The 19,410-nt window shown below is 65.7% G+C and carries 8 protein-coding genes; 1 reads left to right on the forward strand and 7 read right to left on the reverse strand.

Features of this window, described 5'->3' with window-relative positions:
• Positions 1-139 precede the first annotated feature (139 nt).
• Positions 140-5,857, forward strand: coding sequence for an NUDIX hydrolase (locus F3J19_RS18735; protein WP_167044141.1), 5,718 nt, complete (start codon positions 140-142; stop codon positions 5,855-5,857).
• Between the two features lie 78 nt (positions 5,858-5,935).
• Here F3J19_RS18735 and F3J19_RS18740 read toward each other — a convergent pair whose 3' ends face one another.
• The 7 genes from F3J19_RS18740 to F3J19_RS18770 form a co-directional block, all read right to left on the reverse strand.
• The gene (locus tag F3J19_RS18740; RefSeq protein ID WP_167044143.1) at positions 5,936-7,438 is read right to left on the reverse strand and encodes a hypothetical protein; all 1,503 of its coding nucleotides are present in this window, start codon (positions 7,436-7,438) and stop codon (positions 5,936-5,938) included.
• Positions 7,439-7,965: 527 nt separating this feature from the next.
• Positions 7,966-11,124 carry a hypothetical protein gene (locus tag F3J19_RS18745; protein WP_167044147.1) on the reverse strand — a complete coding sequence of 1,053 codons (3,159 nt, stop codon included), beginning with the start codon at positions 11,122-11,124 and terminating at the stop codon, positions 7,966-7,968.
• Between the two features lie 443 nt (positions 11,125-11,567).
• A complete protein-coding gene (locus tag F3J19_RS18750) occupies positions 11,568-12,665 on the reverse strand; it encodes a porin (protein ID WP_167044150.1) in 1,098 nt (365 codons plus the stop codon).
• Between the two features lie 185 nt (positions 12,666-12,850).
• A complete protein-coding gene (locus tag F3J19_RS18755) occupies positions 12,851-13,783 on the reverse strand; it encodes a LysR family transcriptional regulator (protein ID WP_167044153.1) in 933 nt (310 codons plus the stop codon).
• Positions 13,784-13,855: 72 nt separating this feature from the next.
• Positions 13,856-14,812, reverse strand: a complete 957-nt coding sequence (locus F3J19_RS18760; protein ID WP_167044156.1) for a DUF979 domain-containing protein — start codon at positions 14,810-14,812, stop codon at positions 13,856-13,858.
• Entirely contained in the window at positions 14,809-15,558 is a 750-nt protein-coding gene (locus F3J19_RS18765; RefSeq protein ID WP_167044158.1) for a DUF969 domain-containing protein, read from the reverse strand. Before F3J19_RS18765 ends, F3J19_RS18760 begins: the two co-directional genes overlap by 4 nt.
• Before the next feature lie 113 nt (positions 15,559-15,671).
• Positions 15,672-19,322 (reverse strand): hydantoinase B/oxoprolinase family protein, encoded by a 3,651-nt coding sequence (locus tag F3J19_RS18770; protein WP_167044161.1) that lies wholly within the window; start codon positions 19,320-19,322, stop codon positions 15,672-15,674.
• Positions 19,323-19,410: the final 88 nt, after the last annotated feature.

The following is a 19,410-nucleotide window of genomic DNA, read 5'->3' on the forward strand; positions in this document are numbered from 1 at the left end:
CCGGCAACCCGCATAGAGTGTCGGCGACGTATCGTCCATTCGGCCATTGAGCGACGATCGCACACGCGTGGAGCGGCACCGCGAGCAACGAGGCGGCCGACCATCTCAACCGAAGTCGTCATGGCAAGGGGCGATTCGCATGCCACGGAACATAGCGCCGTTTTCCTCGGCAACGCTCAACCACGCCGTCCACGCGAACACGCCGCCCGCCACCGCGACGCCGCCTGTCGCGCATCCGACCGACAGGCCGGTCGTGGTCCCCGCCAACGCGATCGTCGGTCCGCTGGAAGGTTTGCTGCGCGTCCCGGAGCGGTGCAACAAGGTCAGCAATTTCGTGTCGCGAGGCCGCTCCGCACCCGGCTCGACGACGACGTTACGGCATTTCAGGACCCAGGAGGAACTCGCGCTCGCCGCACGGTTCGAGAGTCAGTTGCACTCCACGGACGGAGTCGATTTTGCGAACCTGATCGCGCAATATTTCGGCGTACAGGTCAACCCGGAAACGAAACGCGCGATTCGCGACGCGATCCCGCTTTATTCGGTGCAACTCGTTCCCGCCAACGGCGTGAAGGAGGTGTTTCGCGGCGTTGGACTGACGCCGGCGCTGGTCGGCGAAATTCTCGCCCAGCCGACCGGCATCGCGAGCCGCCGGTTCGCGCACAGCCTGCTCCACGGGTTCCAGAACGCGGACGGCACCTATCGCCTCGGCCACGGCATCGCCAGCGTGTCGACGTTGACGGGCGTCGCGAAAAACTTCGCAGCGAAGGAGTCGAAGCCGGAACGCGGCCTGCAACCGGTGCTCATGCATCTGAGTCTTTTCGGAGATCGAGGCGAGCTGGCTGGCGCGCGCGGTGTCGCTTTTGCTATCAGCACGCTGCCGCAAGAGACGCACAGCGAGCACGAAATCGTGCTCGACGTGACCAATCGCTACGAAATCACCGGGACGTCGACCGATGCCAAGAACCGTCTCGTCGTGCATATCAGTGCGTTCGGCAAGGCCGCCGCCGACCGCTCCCGGCTCGTCGCGACCGACAACTGGCCGCAGGTCGGCAAACAGGCCGGCAGCAACAAGGGTGGCCGCTTCGTCGACGGCATCGGCACCGAGTGGTACGTGAAGTCGTCCCAGTCGGAAGATTTCTCGCGCAACGAATGGCTCGCGGCCGAGCTTTATCGCGCCGCGAACGTCCTGGTGCCGCAGCTCGCGATGGTCACTCGCGGGAACCAGCCCGCGATCGCGTCGCGCATCATGGGCAAGCTGCGCACGAATCCGGCGGCGCTCCAGAGCGGCAAGGTGCCCGGCGCGCACAGCGGCTTCGCAGCCGACGTCTGGCTCGCGAACTGGGACGTCGTCGGGCTCGAATACGACAACCTGCTGCTCGATGCGGCCGGACGAGCGGTACGCGTCGACGTCGGCGGCTCGCTGATCTTCCGCGCGATGGGCGGACTCAAGGGCGATCGTTTCGACGACGAGGCGTCCGAACTGCTGTCGATGCTCGACCAGCAGATCAATCCGCAAGCAGCCAGCGTCTTCGACTCGCTCAACCTGGAGCAACTGAAGCAAGGGATTCGCGCGATCGAGCGGATTCCGGACCAGCAAATCGCCAACCTTTGCGCCAGGGGCCCCGGCGATCCGGCCCAGCGGCTGGCGCTCACGAGGCGGCTCATCATGCGCAAGCGCCGGCTCGTGCAGGAACTCGAACGCGGGCTGCCGCACTTCCATCCGCGCAAGAACGACGACGGCAAGCTCGTCATCATCAGGAATCCGGGCGTGCCCAGCGCGGCACAGGCGTGGCGCGCGCCCGCGCCCGTGCTGACCTGCACGCCCGGCGCGGCGCTGCCGGAAAGCCTGAACGGGATCGCGCTCAAGCCGTCGTTCGCGCCAAATTCGGCGAACGCGTGGACGCTCCTGCATGCCATCGCCGAACGGATCGACGAGCCGGCGTTTCAACCGCATCCGGAAAAATCGAGCGCGGTCGGCACAATCGTTATCGAGCACGACGGCCGTATCTGGCTCATCGAGCCGACCAATCACATCGGCGACTATCAGCAGACATTTCCGAAGGGCGTGGCCGATTCGACACTCTCGATGCAAACCAACGCGGTGAAAAAAACACGCGAGAAAACCGGCCTGAGAGTCGAGTTGACGGCGTTCCTCGGCGACTTCGATCGGAGCAGCAGCCGGACTCGCTACTATCTCGCAATGCGTAAGAGCGGCACGCCCTGCGACATGGGATGGGAGACGCAGAGCGTCAAGCTCGCCACGCCCGACGCGGCGCCGGCCCTGCTGAACCAGTCGATCGACCGGAAGATCCTGGGCGCCGTCGGCAAGCACGTTCACCCCGCGCGCAATGACGAAGGGCACGTCGTCATCATCAAGAAACCGTCGGTGCCGAGCAAGCCGGCGGACTGGGCGAAGCCCGGCGCGATGCTGGCCTTCACGCCGAGCGGCGCGACGCCGGCGATACTGAACAAGACGCCGTTCAGGCCCGTGCAGGCGCCCAGCGGCGACGCCTGGCGCAACTTCGGCAACACCGGCCATTTCGACGAGCCGGCATTCGATGCCCGCGGCATGAAGCCGGCGGCCGGTGTCGTGATTCTCGAAGCGGACGGCCGCATCTGGCTGACGGAGCCGACCAATCATCACGGCCGATACGAACATTCGTTCCCGAAGGGCAGGCTCGACGCCAATCTCTCGATGCGCCAGAGCGCGATCAAGGAAGCCTACGAGGAGACGGGCCTCGTCGTGGAGCTGACCGGATTCCTCGACGACGTGAACCGCACCACCTCGCGTACGCGCTTCTATGTCGGCAAGCGCATCGGCGGCACGCCGGCCGCGACGGGATGGGAATCGCAGAGCCTCAAGCTCGCCCTGCTCGCCGACGCGGAACGTCTGCTCAACATGCCGATCGACAAGTACCTGCTCGGCAAGCTCACGAACCGCATCCATCCGAGCCCGAAATCGGCCGGCATCTACGCGGTGATCGACCACCCGAGCGAGCCGACTTCCGGCGCGCAGTGGTGGCGCCCGGATGCCACGGTCGTCGTGGTGCCGGGCAGCCGTCAGACGATGCCGGCGGAACTGCACGGAATCGGCTTCGGAGCGGTTCAGGCGCCGCGCGACGCGCATGGCTGGAAACGCTTCGCGACCCGGCTGACCGGGAAATTCAACGAGCCGGCCTTCGCGCAGTCGGCCGGCAGGAAATCCGGCGCCGGCGCGATCGTGATCGAAAAGGACGGGCGCGTGTGGGTCGTCGAACCGACCAATCATTTCGGCGATTACCACCAGACCTTTCCGAAGGGACAGTGCGAGCCGACCCTCGATTTCCGCGAAACCGCGATCAAGGAAGTATTCGAGGAAACCGGCCTGCACGTCGAGCTGACCGGCTATCTGGGCGATTACCAGCGCGACACGAGCAAGACGCGCTACTACATCGCGAAGCGGGTCGGCGGCACGCCGGTGCAAATGAGCTGGGAATCGCAGAGCGTGCGCCTCGCGCCGCTGACGGCCCTGGCGGATCTGCTGAACCGCGACGTCGACCGCTCGATCCTCGCGGATCTCACGCGACTGTTCCATCCGCGCAAGGACGAGCGCGGCAACAGGGTGCTGATCAATACGCCGACACTGCCGAGCGCCGCAACGAGCTGGGCGGACCCGCAACGAACGGCGACCTTCGTGCCCGACGGCAAGGTGCCCGCGACGCTCAACGGCATCGCGCTGCAGCGCTGGAGCGCACCCGCCACCGCGAGCGGCTGGGCGGCGCTCAACGTCGCGTCCAGCCAACTCCGGGAACCGTCATTCACGCCGAAACCCGGCTTGAGGAGCGGCGCCGGCGTCGTGATCTGCGAGCCGGACGGACGGATCTGGTTCACCGAGCCGACCAACCACTTCGGCAACTACACGCTGCTGTTTCCGAAGGGTGAAGCCGATCGCGAGTCCGGCTCGTTCGCCCAGAATGCCGCACGCGAAGCCTTCGAGGAAACCGGGCTGCGCGTGCAGATCATCGGCTTCGTCGGCGACTTCGACCGCGATACGAGCCGCGCCCGCTACTACCTCGCGCGCCGCACGGGCGGCACCCCGGCCGACATGGGATGGGAGTCGCAAAGCGTGAAGCTGATGCCGCCCGAAGCCGCGTCGACGGCATTGGACCAGCCGGACCGGCCGGTCGACAAGGCGATCCTGAAGCGCGCCCTCACGCATTTCCACACTGACGGCCGCGAGGTCGCATTCATCAGCAATCCGGTTCGACCCAGCGCGCCCGATACGTGGAGCAACGCGTCGGCGTCGGCCGTATTCGTGCCGCGCGGAGCGCTGCCGCCATCGCTGAACGGCACGCCGTTGTCGAGCTGGACGGCGCCCACCGACGCAACCGGATGGCGGCACGCCGCACGCTCCTCCGTGACATTCGCCGAGCCGCGCTTCCAGTCGGTCCCCAACAAGGACGATGCGTCCGGCGCCATCGTGGTCGAGCCGGACGGACGCATCTGGACCGTCGAACCGCTCGATCACGCGGGCGGCTACGACCATACGCTGCCGAAAGGCAAGCGCGCGCCCGAGCTGTCTCCCGCCGAGAATGCCGTGCGGCGAACCTACGAAAAGACCGGCCTGCACATTGAACTGACCGACCTGCTGGGCGACTTCGAACGCAGCACGAGCAAGGCGCGTTTCTATCTGGCACGCCGCATCGGCGGCACGCCACGCGATATGGGCATCCAGTCCCAAAGCGTGCGCCTCATGCCGCTGAGCGCGGCACGAGTGTCGTTATCGGCTTCGATCGACAAAAAGATTCTCGAACGGCTGATCCGCGTGCTCGGTCCACAGCACGGCATAACGGGCGGCTGGCCGCTCGCGCCCTCGCTGCCGGCCGACGCGAAGCGGCGCGTCGTCTCGCTGCAGGCTTCGATACGTGGCGCGTTGCAGCGGCGCAAGGTCCGCGTGCGGCAGAAGGACGACGTGGTCAGCGTCGACATTCACGGCGACAAGAAACTGTTCGCCAGCCTCGGCTTCGCGCATCTGCATACGACGTTCCCGAAGACGATGCACTACATGGCCGTCGATCCGAACGCCTTCGAGGCGAATCTCGTCGGCGGCGACAGCCGGCGGTATCCGGTCCAGAAGCCGGATGGCGTCAACACGCAGGCGCTGTTCGGCGGCACGCATCTCGAGACGTCGCCGCTTCACGCGCTAACCAACGGCACGTTCTACAACCACAACGACGACGCCGATCGGGGCCAGCGCCAGAGCGCGGCCATCGGCGAGGCGAAGTACCTCAAGGTGTCGCGCCCGTCGGTGACGATCGACCCGCAATATGCCGACGAGTACGCGAAGGTCGATTTCGGCAGCACGTCGTTCCACAGCGGCCCGATATTGTCGGAAAACGGCATGCGGAAATTCCGCGAGGACAAGCTCGCCGAGATGCGATTCCAGTATGGCGAGAGCGTCAGCAGGCCCGGCGGCCTGCATCACGCGAACCACCCGAATCCGCGCACCGCGCTCTCGATGCCGTACGGCATCGGCCGCGGCATGAACACCTACGAGGCACCACCCGCGGTGGGTCATCCTAAGCCGGACGACAGCGCGCACTGGGATGCCGTGCGCATGGTATCGGTCACCGCGAAGGTCCGCGGCGCACAGGGAGACGGCGCGACCCTGCCGGAGCTCTCCGCGATCATGGCGCGCATCGAGCGCTTCAACAAAACCTGGCATTCCAGGGCATTGCCGTGGTCCATCAATCTCGACGGCGGCCGGTCGGTCTACAGCGCGGTGATCTATCGCGACGGCCGCAAGGACGAAATGCCGTTGCCCTCAGGCAATCAGGGCGTTCCGAACTTCGTCGCCCTGTCGCGCAAAAGCGGATAGGAAAGATTCGGCGGCCGGTACGGCCCATGCGATGTCGGCTCGGCGCGCGAGGCGCGCCGAGCCGACGCGTCCTGACTATCAGGATTCCGATGCAGTATCGTCGCCGGACACCTTCCTGTCGCCGTTCAGATCCACGCCCGCCGCCGCGAAAGCCGCGTCCCGGTGTGCTCGCAGCGCATCCGGATCGATATGAGGCCCGTCGTTCAGGCGATTCTCGCTCGCGCGCAGCCCGTTCTGCATAAATTCGTCGGTGAGGGCGTAGGTCTCGAATGCCCGAACCTTCGGACGCGCGGCCGTAATCAGGCGGTCGTAGTTGCCCGTCGACAGCGCATCCATCGTCGGCTGATCGAGTTTAGCGAACAGCGGCTTGTAGAGTTCGGCGGTCTGCGTCCAGGTGCCCGTTTCCCGAGGATTCAGCGCATCCGAACCGAAAACGAAGCGGGTCGGAAAATCGCGGATCAATCCAGCGAACGCCTCGATCGACTCCTTGTCGGGAATCTGCTTGCCCTTGGCATCGAGCAGGAAATTGCCGTCCTCGCCCTGCTGGTTGACGATCTGCCCGGCCACGCGCGACCACGATATGTCGATGTTCACGTGCTTCATGTCCGGGTCTTCGAGAACGCGGCGAAGATTGTTCGCATGATCCTTCGGTTTGGCCACGAAACGGCCGATGCCGCCGAAGTGTGCCCAGATCAGCGTCGTGTCCTTTACTTCCGGAGATTTGAACAGCTTCCTGAGATTCTCGAAGTGTGCCGGCGCATCGAGAGCCTGGCCCTGCTCGCTGCGAGTCCGCTGATTGTCGAGCGAATCGACGTCGCAATGCAGCACCACCGGCAGGCCGGCCACCCCCGCCGTGGCGACGATGTTCTTGAACGACTGGATGTTGTCGGTCAGGTTCGCCTGGCGCGCGCCCTCGTATTGATTCTCCACCAGCTCCTTGTGGATCGTGACCTCGCCCACGCCGGTAAACATGCCCTTGTGGTGCGCCAGCTTGAACAGCAATGCCTGGGCGCTGAGCGGCGAACCGAGATGCAGCCCCGTAATCATCGGATCGAGACGATCGCGCTGGGCATCGCTCAGTTTTGCCATGTTCATGAACAACGCGGTGTCCGCATCGACCTGCTGGTTCAGGATCAGATGAGCCTTCTTCGAGAGTCGCGCGAGGCCACCGTCCATCATCTCGGGGCGCGTGATGTTCGTATCGCTCGACGGCACGTAATACGATTCAGGCGGAATATGATTGTGATCGGGGTTCCCGCAGGGTGCCGCGTCGGTGGGAATCGGCATCAGCACGCTGCGATGCACGCCAGCCTCGTCCATCATCTTCAGCATCTGCTCCGGGCTCATGCCCTGCTGAACATAGTTGGTCGGATGGAAATGGGAATCCGACCAGCTCGGCTTGCCGTTCCTGCCGATCAATTCGGGAAACTGATAGCTGTTGGTCTCCACATTGGACGGCGATTCAAGCGCGGACTGCTGCAAAGGCGCACGAAACCGCAATGTCCGCGTGCTGCCGTCGGGGAACCGCTTCGTCGCCGCCATCTCGACCGCGCCGTCCCTGGCCTCGCTACGTTGCGGCATGCTCAGACCTTCGTTGCGCGCCCCCTTCGACTCGCGAGAGAACGCGCTTTTTATGCTGCCAAGCGCGCCCATGATGGCATTCCCTCCGGAACGCCGGGGCGGAATATTCTCGACGGGCTTCCTGTTCTGTTCGGGAATGCTAGATTGCTGTTCAATCGACCGCGCCGTTGTCGACGGCGAGTTTCCAATTCTCTGGCTGGACATTGTGTCTCCTTGTTTAATGCTTTCGTACGAAAATGCGAGGAATCGCGCCTCGCCGCGTGGAAATCAATTTGCAACAAAATGTTGCCTGCCACACAACCGCAATAATTAAAGAATCCGAAGCATTCGATCGAAACACGAAGACCGCGTTGCACCGGCAACGGGACCGGCTGTTGCAGCAAACAATCCCCTTTCATTGACCAGCAATCCGAAACAAAATAGAAAGAAAAAAAGTCGCCCGTTCGAGCCATGCCGAACAGGCGACTTTTGAATAAGCGACTTTTCCGAGGATGCCGGCCACGTCGCTGCACGTCGCCGACACGCGGTCAATTTTCGGCCGGCAACGCGTGCAGTTGATGCGGCGTCAGCACTTCGTTGACCGTCTGCGCCGTCAACACCGTGTCGGGGCCGACCACGTCGCGAATGACCGTGTTTTCGAGCAGGTACAGGAAGCGGTTCTTCCAGCTGTCGTTCGCTTGCAGGATCGCGCTGATCGCCCGGCTGCATTCGTCGTATCGGGCCCGATCTTCCGGTGTCGTCGCCGCGCCGGCGACATGGATCTCCCGCAGCGACAGCAGCGTATTGATCTTCTCCACGGCGACCGGCGTGATGATCTGGCGATCGGCAATCAGCAGATTGCCCTTGTCGGCCTCGCCTTCGCAAAGGTTCAGGAACGCATTGAGCTTTCTCTCGCCCTCGGCGCCGCCGCCCAGCGAAGCGATCCACGAGCGCCGGCGCTCCGGCCTTTCGGTCCGCACGGTCAGATCCTGCACTCTGACGCTTTCGTCGTCCCACACGGTCGTGGGCGCGATCTTGCCGTCCTCGGTGGAAATGCGCGCCGTTCCGCCGCGCGCCACCGGCACGGTCACGACACTCGCGCCGACGACGGGAATCGACGGAAACGAGATCGTCGCGACTGGTCCCTGCGCCTTGCTGACCGTCGGCACGCCGACGGCGATCGATGCGCTGGTCGTCGCGGAAGCCGCGAACGTATTGTTGGCGATGCTCGTCCTGATGGTGCCGGCGCCCACGTCGCCGCGTCCCGACGCGGTATAGGACGCCGCGCCGCCGAGGCTCAGCGACACGCCCGGTTTCCAGTTGTTCGCGTCGCCGCGCAAGCCGACGGTGACGGTGAAACTCGGACCGCCGCTGTAGCGCGTCACTTCGAGCGGGCTGATCGACAGCTCGGGATTGGCGGCATGCTGTTCGCACAAACGGTCGAACAGATCTTCCGGGGTCGCGGGGCGGTCGCCGCGTCGGCCGAACATCGCGTCATAGCCAGCCAGCAGTTGCGTGCGCCATGCTTCGGGCTGACCCGACACCATGCGGGAGCGCAGCGTCCACCCCTTCGAGACGGTGGCGTCGCCGTTCATCCACAACTGCCCTGTGACCGTGCCTTGCGCCTTGACGACCTGCGGCGCCCCGATATTGGCGGTAGCGACGGTCGCCCAGCCCGCGTGCCCGCCGACGCCGTAGCCGCGCGTCACGTCGAGCGACCCCGCGATGGCGGTGGAACCCGCCACGACCGATCGTACCCGGCTTCCGGCCACCGCCACGTCGGGCCCCATCAGTAGCGACATGTCGGCGCTCTCGCCCGGCATCTTCGGCAAGGCGGGCTTGATATCCTCCATCGCCTTTCTGATCGCCAGCGGGACATTCATATTGAAACCCATGCGCTCGGTGCGCTGCATGATGACCGGATACGTGGTGCGGGCTCCCATGATCGCGGCGCGAACACCGTCGACGAAATCGTCCGCGTCCGGCTCGATGCCCGACGTCAGCGCCGCCAACTGGTCGTGCACCGGCCCGTTCGTGATGCCGCCGTGGCGGGCCCAGGCACGCAAGGTGTCGACGCCCATCGGACCGATCTGCGCGAATTCGGCGGAATGCTTCACGTCGTCGACGGTACGGCCGAGCTTGCCGGCCACGGTTCGGACGAGTTCCTCGCGCTCGTGCTCCGACAGTGGCGTGCCTCTCGTCCATCCCTGGGCATGACCGGCAGCCGTCGGCTGACTGCTCGATGCGGTCCAGTATTCCAGCGCGCTGGCACGCAGTTCGTTCTCCAGCGCATTTCCCGGGGCCGCCCGCAAATGGGCGGCCACCGCCGTTACCGCATCGTTCAGTTTTACGGTGTCCAACTGGCCGCCGGCGAAGGTGTTGCCGTGTCGCTCGAAACGATTCAGCGAGGCCAGGCGATCGCCGTGTTCAGTGCCCGGCGATACGTCGATGCCGACGTCACCGAGCCACGCGCCCAGCGTCTTGAGGTCCACCGATTCCAACGCGCCGACCTGCCGCCCAAGTTCGCGAAGTTGCTGCGCATCGTGAGTGATGCCGAGCCCCTGCTGAGCCGTGCGCGCGATTTCCGTCCGATCGTCGGCGCTGAATCGATGCGTATCCGCCCATCCCTGGGTTCCCACCTGCTTGCACCATGCAGCGACGGCAAAGGCACGCACCATGTTGCGGATCGTATCCGGCGACAAGGTCGCGCCAGCGGCGGCCGGATCAAAACCTCCGACGAGGGCACCGATCGAGCGCACGGCGGCCTGCTGGAATTCCAGGAAATCGGCTTTGGGCTCGCGCATCATCTGTCCGCCCGTGCCCTGTTTCAGCGAAGTCAGCGGCGTGCTGTTGACGACTGTGCCCAGCCCCAGCATGGAGCCGGCGGCGGCCGCGTTCAGTCCATCGCGCAGCATGCCGAACATCTCGGCGCTAAAGTCGCGGACCTGTGCCTCGTCGAAAATATTGTTGCGGGCAGGCAGGTATGCCTTGCCGAGATTTTTCTCCAGCTTCGCGCCCGGATTCTTGAGGAGTACGGCCGATGCGACCAAGGCACGGCCCTCGATCGAAGTCGCGAGCGCCTGCAACGACGGCTTCATGTAGGCGTCGGTCGGGATGTCGGCCTGGCGCTGCCCGGCGGGCAACGCGGTGTTGATCATCCGGATCAGTTCCTCGACCGTATCGGGAGCGGGCCCCGCCACCGGCGGCCAGCGCTGCAGCAGTCTTTCCGCACAGTTCATCTGCGTATTCAGCGCTTGCGATTGGGCCGCGTGACCGACGCGGTCCTGATCCCGGATGTCGGGCAAGTGGCGCAGCATGCGCACCGCGTCGAGACCGTTGCCGCCGTTGACCAGCGCACGCTGCATCGCAAACGCGTCGCGGTTCGCATCGGGCGTCGCGGCCGCCGGGTTGCGCATCGCATCGCATGCGGCACTCGCACGCATGGCGTCGCCGTTGCATACGCGAGCCAGCGCCAGCCCTGCCAGCGCCACATGCTCGTGATTGACGAGCTGCCCGGCCAGGGTGTCGAGCATCCGGCGCAGCGGCGCGTCGGCCGCGACAGTCGAGATGTCGCCGATGCCGAACTCGGCCGCTACCACGCGCTGCATTCCCGCGCGGGTCTTGATCTGCTCATGCGAGGTATAAGCGGAGTCCTTGCCCGATACACCGGTAAAACGGCTCAGCGCATGCTGGGCGACCCCGAACAACCCGTAGCCGTGGGTGCCGGTTCCTTCCGTCCGCGGCTTGTCGGCGTTTACCGGCGCTCTCGGACCGGTCGGCCGCGCGGTGGTTCTCGAACCGAACAATCCGAAATTCAGGGTAGTGGATGCAGGCCGGGCGAATCGAGCCAGTGAGCCGAGCACGCCGCCGGAACTTCGCTGGGTCGTTTTCGCCGCGACATCCTGGGGCATCTCGACCGGCTCAGGGGGGGCCGCCTGCTCAGGATTGCTGACCGAACCGCCCATCGGTCGCATGGCATAACTTTCCACTCTGGATGATGACATGATCTCCACTCGTTGTTATGTCATTAATGCGTTATTGATGGATCAAGGTCTCATATCCCGAGGCCGGATCGGGCACCCCCCGCGCAGTTTCATTGCGATATGCGAAGACAGCGGTGCGGGGCGGCCGGCATGCGGCCGCCCCGCACTCAGAACACCGTGCGCAAACTCAGGCTCGCGCCGAAGTTGTTGGCCTCGCCGCCGAACGCGAGCGGGCCGTTCGGATCGTTGACGGACGCGCCGCTCAGGTGGCTACGGTCCACCTCGAGATAAACGTCCGTGCGCGGGCTCAGCAGATAGTCGACGATCCCATAGACCGTCTGGATCGTGCCGTTCTGACCTAGCGCGACGTTGTTCGCGTGGTCGTACGCGTAGGACGCGATGAAACGCCATTGCGGCGCCGCCTTCCATGTTGCACCGACGCGCACGAACACGTCGTCGCGTGCCGACGTCTGCGGACCCGACAGCGTCGTCGCATTGCTGATGATGTTGGTGTTCGCGAGCGGGCCGCCGCTGTTCGATGCAGCGACCGAGAAGCCGGCGTCGCGGCGCGCATCGATGCCGTACAGATACAGGCCGACGGAGCCCCAGGCGTAGGTGCCGCCGGCCGAGCCGACCGTCAGCTTGTGGCCTGCGCCGTCCTTCGACTCGGCGCCGCTGATGCCGACTTTGCCGCCCGCGAAGTTGTAGATCAGAAAGGCGCTGGTGGTGCTGCCCGACGACGCGCTGCCCGGCTGGCCGCCGAACGAGCGCTGCAGTTGCACCGTCACCGGGCCGAGATTGTTGTCGTACTCGGCAGTGTTGTCGAAGCGGATGCCGGTGAGGAACAACGACCAGTCGGTCACGTTGATATTGCCGCCGCCGAGCGGATCAAAATTGAACGCGTAGAAATTGTAGATGCCGCCATACTGCCGGCCCAGCTTCAGCGTGCCCCACGTGTCGTCCTGCAGTCCCATCCATGCCTGGCGGCCGAACAGCTGTCCCTGCTGATCGCTCTTGCCGTTCGCGATATTGAAGCCGGATTCGAGCTGGAAGATCGCCCGCAGGCCGCCGCCCAGATCCTCGCTCCCCTTCAGCCCCCAGCGGTTGCCGTTGATCGCGCCTTCGTTGAGGCTGACGACATGCCCTGTCGCCGAAGTCTGAAAGCGCACCGCCTGGTCGATGAGGCCGTACAGCGTGACGCTCGATTGCGCCCACGCGCCACCGCATGCGCCTGCCAGCGCTACCCCGCAGATGAGATTCTTCATTTTATTGTCATTCCTAAACGATTTATCTGTTTTGCCGATCCATTGCCGGCTCTACCCATCGCAACGTAACGCGAGGCAACGCGACGCGGCAGGCCGGCGGCCACATCTTTACGCATGCGCCGCCGGTCGGTCGAGCAAGAAAATTAAATCGTCCGCACAAGAAAATCGGATAGGCCGCGCGCGGCTCAGACCGTGACGCGCGCGGCGCCCTCGCCGAGCCGCTGCGCGTAGCGCCGCACGGTGCCGATCGCGATCTCGACGAGCCGATCGGTCCAGTCTGTGCCGTCGCGCCACGCCATCACGAACGGCAGCGGCGGCGGCACTTCCAGCCCTTCGATTCGATGCAGCACGCCGTTCTGCAGCGCGTCTTCGACGAGCGCCGCCGGCATCGCCACGACGCCGAAGCCGGCCTGCGTCAGCTTCACCATCGCCGCCACGGAATTCATGCAGTTCACGCGCGACTCGCCGAGCCCGTACGACTGCATCAGCCGCAGCAGATCCTGGTGCGGACGCGAATGGCGCGAATACGTGATCAGGCGTTCGCCGCCGAGCCAGCGCAGCGCCGCCGTCGGCGATTCGGGCCTGGGCCCCGTCACGATCGGCGAATCCGCCGCCGCGATCCAGCTGATCGGCAGTTCGAGCACCTCGATGCTGCGGATCGTCTCGTCGCGCAGCATGTCGGTCTGGATCACCATGTCGAGCATGCCGCGCCGCAACTGCTCGTTGAGCGTCAGCGCGGTCTCGACGGTGACCTCGATGTCGAGATTCGGATAGTGCTCCATTACGTCCGCGACGAAATCGACGAACCACGAATGGATCGCACTGTCCATCGCGCCGATCCGGATCGTGCCGAACGCGAGCTTCTCGCCATGCAGCGACGCGCGCAGCCGTGCCATCGATTCGTTGACCTGCTCGGCATACGCCAGCACGCGCTCGCCCGCGGGCGTGAGGCTCGTGCCCCGCGGGCCGCGCGCGAACAGTCTGACGCCCAGTTGCTGCTCCAGCGCGAGAATCCGGCTGGAGACGGCGGCTTGCGTCGAATGGAGCTTGTCGGCCGCGAGGCTGAAGCTGTGCAGCTTCGCGACCCAGATAAAGGTTTCCAGAAACTTCAGGTTCACGTGATCTCTCTGTCGATACGAGGCGAAAAAATCGGCGCGCAGCGATTCGCTGCCGCCGAGCCGCTGCGGGTATCAGAGGAACATCAGCGAATTGAGCAGCACGATATTGACGACCAGCATGATGAGCGCGGTCGGCACCTGCGCGCGAATCACGCCGTATTTGTCCGGCAATTCGAGCAGCGCGGCCGGGACGATATTGTAGTTCGCCGCCATCGGCGTTAATAGCGTGCCGCAGTAGCCGGAGAACATGCCGATCGCGGCCATCGTCGCCGGGTTGCCGTGGAACACGCCGACCAGGATCGGCACGCCGATGCCGCCCGTCATCACCGGAAACGCCGCGAAGCCGTTGCCCATGATGACCGTGAAGAGCGCCATCCCGACGCAATAGACGACGACGGCGACAAAGCGATGGTCGAGGTCGATGTAGGTCGTGCTGACATGAGCGACCGCCTTGCCGACGCCGGCATCGGCGAACACCAGCCCGAGCATCCCGAGCAGTTGCGGCAGCACCACCGCCCACGACAGCGCGTCGATCAGCCGGCGCGATTCGCGGACCGACTGCGCAACCGAGTCGCGCGTCAGCCTGCATGCGAGCGCGAGCGCGGCGACGCAGCCGATGCCGAACGAGACGAGCGTGACGTTCTTCGGATCGATCAGCGGCATGCCGCCGAACACGAGATGCGACGACAGCAGCGTGCCGATCACGGTGACGAGCGGGATCGTCAGCGCCGGCGCGAACAGCCGGTTGCCGAGCTGCTTCGCGCGCTCGAACCGCTCGCTCTCGGTGCGGACCTTCGGCTTGCCGCCCGTCACGCCGCCGAAGCCCGCCACCAGCGCCATCGCGACGACGAGCCCGCCGACCACAGCGGCGGGCAACCGGTCGCCGACCACGAACACGACGCCGTAGAGTATCCAGAAACCGCCGGCGAGAAACCGTTTGGGATGCTCACGATCGCAAACGATGATGCCGCCGACGACGAACAGCAGTACGCCGAGCAGCCAGAAGAAATAGTTGAGCAGGATCGTCATGCGTGTTCTCCGTTGGCCGGCGTGGCGGCGTGAGAGGGACTGTCGGGCGTCTCGGACGAAGCCTGCGCCCGGCGTTCGAGCCAGCGGTCGAGCCGCCGCAGCCGCAAGCTATGCACGACGAACGCGGCGACGGCGACCGGGATGCCCCACACGGCGACGTGCAGCGGCTCCACCGTGATGCCGGCCTCTTTGAGGAACGTGACCATCAGCACGATCGCGCCGAACGCGACGAAAATATCCTCGCCGAAGAACAGGCCGACGTTGTCGGACGCCGCCGCGAACGCGCGAATCCGGTAGCGCTCGGTGTCGCCGAGCTTGCCGAAGCGCGCGGCGGCGCCCTCGGCCATCGGCGCGATCAGCGGGCGAACCATCTGCGGATGGCCGCCGAGCCCGGTCAGGCCGAGCCCAGCCGTGATCTCGCGCACGAACAGATAGGCGATCAGAAGCCGCCCCGGCGTGGCCGCGCGAATGCCGCTGATCCAGATCTGTGCGCGCTCGCGCAACCCGTGCCGTTCGAGCAGGCCGATCACCGGCAGCGGCAGCAGGATGATGAGCGGGATCACGCGGGTCTTGACGAAGCCGCTGCCGATCGCCTCGAGAATGCGTTCGACCGGGAAGTGCGCGGCGAAGCCGGTAACGATCGCCGCCACCGTGACGATCAGCATCGGATTGAAACGCAGGACGAATCCCGCGACGATGACGAGAACGCCAAGCAACGGATAGAGATTGACTGCCGTGGGGTGCATCGTTGGTCTCCTGATTGGTCCAGCGGCGGGTGGTGTTCCCAACCGCCGGTAAGGTGAAGTTCACTGCCGCGCGGGCGGCGCGCCCCCATCACGCTGCGCGCCGCCCGCCGGGCTCAGGCCGTGCGGCCGTAGCCGCCGCCGCCCGGCGTTTCGATCACGAACACGTCGCCCGGATTGACCTGGGCCGTATGGGTCGCGCCGAAACGTTCGACCTCGCCGCCGGCCCGCTCGATCCAGTTCCGCCCGGGGCGGCCGTTCTCGCCGCCCGCGAGCCCGAACGGCGGCACCCGGCGGCGGTTCGCGAGGATGTTCGCGATCATCGCGCGCGTGAAGCGGATGCGCCGCACCGCGCCGTCGCCGCCTGCCTGCTGGCCACCGCCGCCGCTGCCGGCACGGATCGCGTGCTGCTCGACGATCACCGGGAAGCGCCATTCGATCACCTCGGGGTCGGTCATCCGCGAGTTCGTCATGTGCGTCTGCACCGCCGACGTGCCCGGATGGCCCAGGCCCGCGCCAGAGCCGCCGGCGATCGTTTCGTAGTACTGCTGGGTGTCGTCGCCGAACGTGAAGTTGTTCATCGTACCCTGCGAACCGGCCATCACGTTCAGCGCGCCGTACAGCGCGTCGGTGATCGACTGGGACACCTCGACGTTACCCGCGACGACCGCCGCCGGATAGACCGGATTGAGCATCGAGCCCTGCGGAATCAGGATCTCGATCGGCCGCAGCACGCCTTCGTTCATCGGAATGCTGCCCGCCAGCAGCGTGCGGAATACGTACAGTACCGCAGCCTTGCAGACCGAGCGCGGCGCGTTGAAGTTGCTGCCGCGCTGCTCGCTGGTACCGTCGAAATCGACTCGCGCGCTGCGCCTGGCATGATCGATCGATACCTTCACGCGAATCACCGCGCCATCGTCCATCTCGTACGCGAACTCGCCGTCGGCGAGCGCATCGATCGCGGCGCGCACGGCCTCCTCGGCATTGTCCTGCACGTGGTTCATATACGCGAGCACGACGTCGGCGCCGTAGCGCCCGACCGCACGCAGCAGTTCGGTCGCGCCGCATTCGCACGCGGCGATCTGCGCGGTCAGGTCGGCGATGTTCTGGTCGACGTTGCGACTCGGCCACGGACCGGCCCCGAACATTTCACGCACCGCCGGTTCGAGAAAGCGACCCGCCGCGACGATCTTCACGTTGTCGAGCAGCACGCCCTCTTCCTCGATCGTCGTGCTGTTCGGCGGCATCGAGCCCGGCGTGATACCGCCGACGTCGCCGTGGTGGCCGCGCGCGGCCACGTAGAACAGCAGCGCGTCGTCGGGACCGTAGACCGGCATCACGACCGTGATGTCGGGCAGATGGGTGCCGCCGTTGTACGGCACGTTCAGCATGTAGACGTCGCCGCGCTGCATGTCGTCGGCGTGCTGCCGGATCACGCTCTGCACGCTGTCGCTCATCGAGCCGAGATGCACAGGAATGTGCGGCGCGTTCGCGATCAGGCCACCCGCGCGGTCGAAGATCGCGCACGAGAAATCGAGCCGCTCCTTCATGTTGACCGAATACGAGGTCTTTTCGAGCGTCACGCCCATCTGCTGCGCGATCGACATGAAGATGTTGTTGAAGATCTCCAGATGCACCGGATGGCGCTCGGTCGTGATCGTCTGACGGGCCGCCGCGCCGGTGACGGCGTCGTCGGCCTGTTCGAGGCGCAGCGTCCCGTCGTCGAGCACGCTCGCGCGCCAGCCCGACTGCAGCACGATCGTCGAGATGTCCTCGGCGATCAGCGCCGGCCCGTCGATCCGCGTGCCGGCCGCGAGAGTCTTGCGCACCCACAGCGGCACCGCCGTGTCGCGTCCGTCGAGGAACATCCGCACTTCGCCCGGCGTGGCGCCGGCCACGCCAGCCGGCGCGCCGATGCCTGGCTGCGTGCCGGTACTGCCGACCGCCTCGACGACGATCGATTCGATCACGAGCGGCTTGTCGCTCATCACGAAGCCGTAGCGCTTCTCGTGCAGCGCCTCGAACGCGGCGACCATCGTCTGCGCGTCGCCGCACGGCACTTCGAGCGTCGAGTCGGTGTTCTGGTACTTGAGACGAACCGTGCGCGCCGTCGCGATCTGCTCGCGCGGCACTCGCTGCGCGACCACCTGCCGGACCGCCTCGGTTTCGAGTGCTTCGTATTCCTTCAGGATCGCCTCGACCGCGCCGGCGTCGAGCGCCGTTTCGACGGCCTTCTCGCGCAGCACGCGCAGATCCGCGAGCCCCATGCCGAACGCGGACAGCACACCCGCGAACGGATGCAGCACGATGCGGCGCATCCCGAGCGCCTCGGCAACCGCGCATGCATGCTGGCCGCCGGCACCGCCGAATGCGCACAGCGCATAGCTGGACACGTCATGGCCGCGTTCGACCGAGATCGTCTTGATCGCCTGCGCCATGCTGTCGACCGCGACCGTCAGGAATCCTTCGGCAACCGCCTCGGGGCTCATCGTCTGGCCAGTCTCGCGCTCGACCTGTTGCGCCAGCTCGGTGAAGCGCCGGCGGACCGTCCCGGCGTCGAGCGGCAGGTTGCCGTCCGGGCCGAATACGTGCGGGAAATGATCGGGCTGCACGCGGCCCAGCATCACGTTGCAGTCGGTCACCGTCAACGGGCCGCCGTTGCGGTAGCTCGCCGGACCGGGCCATGCGCCGGCCGATTCCGGGCCGACCTTGAAGCGGCCGTTTTCGAAGCTGCAGATCGAGCCACCGCCGGCCGCGACCGTATGGATGTCCATCATCGGTGCACGCACCCGCACGCCGGCGACCTGCGTCTCGAACACGCGCTCGAATGCGCCGTCGTAGTGCGCGACGTCGGTCGACGTGCCGCCCATGTCGAAGCCGATCACCCTGCTTTCGCCGACCGCCTCGCAGGTCCTCACCGCACCGACGATGCCGCCCGCCGGCCCCGACAAAATCGCGTCCTTGCCGCGGAAATGCTTCGCGTCGGCGAGACCGCCGCTCGACTGCATGAACATCAGGCGCACCGAACCGGTCTGCCGCGACACGCGCTCGACGTAGTCCTGCAGCACCGGCGACAGGTACGCGTCGACCACCGTCGTGTCGCCCCGGCCGACGAGTTTCATCAGCGGGCTGACCTGGTGGCTGACGGAGATCTGCCGGAAACCGCATTCACGCGCAATCGCGGCGACGCGCAGTTCGTGTTCGGGGAAACGATAGCCGTGCATCAGCACGATCGCGATCGACGTGATGCCGCTCGCGCGCGCCGCTTCGAGCGCGGCGCGCGTGCCGGCCTCGTCGAGCGGTTGCAGTTGCTCGCCATGCGCGCCGACGCGCTCGTCGATCTCGACCACGCGCTCGTACATCTGCGACGGCAGTTCGATATGACGCGCGAAGATGTCGGGACGCTCCTGATAGCCGATGCGCAACTGGTCTGCGAAACCGCGCGTGATCGCGAGCAGCGTGCGGGCACCCTTGCGTTCGAGCAGCGCATTGGTCGCCACCGTCGTGCCCATCTTCACGACCTCGATGAGCTGCTCCGGCAGCGGCTCGTCGGCCGCGAGGGCGAGCAGGTCGCGCATGCCCTGCACGACTGCATCCTCGTAGCGCTCGGGATTCTCCGACAGCAGCTTGTGCGTGACGAGCGCGCCATCGGGCCGGCGCGCGACGATGTCCGTGAACGTGCCGCCGCGATCGACCCAGAACTGCCAGCGTCCGTCATCGGCACCTGGCGTCTCGTCGCTCGGCGCATTCGTGTGTTTCTGATTCATCTTCTGCTTATCCTTCGTCGTTCGGAATTCAATTGAACCGGGTCATGCGTACCGGTTCATACATCGGCATGGGCGCGATTGTCGAAGC

The sequence above is a fragment of the Burkholderia sp. Ax-1724 genome, assembly GCF_011752995.1.
Classification (GTDB): domain Bacteria; phylum Pseudomonadota; class Gammaproteobacteria; order Burkholderiales; family Burkholderiaceae; genus Paraburkholderia.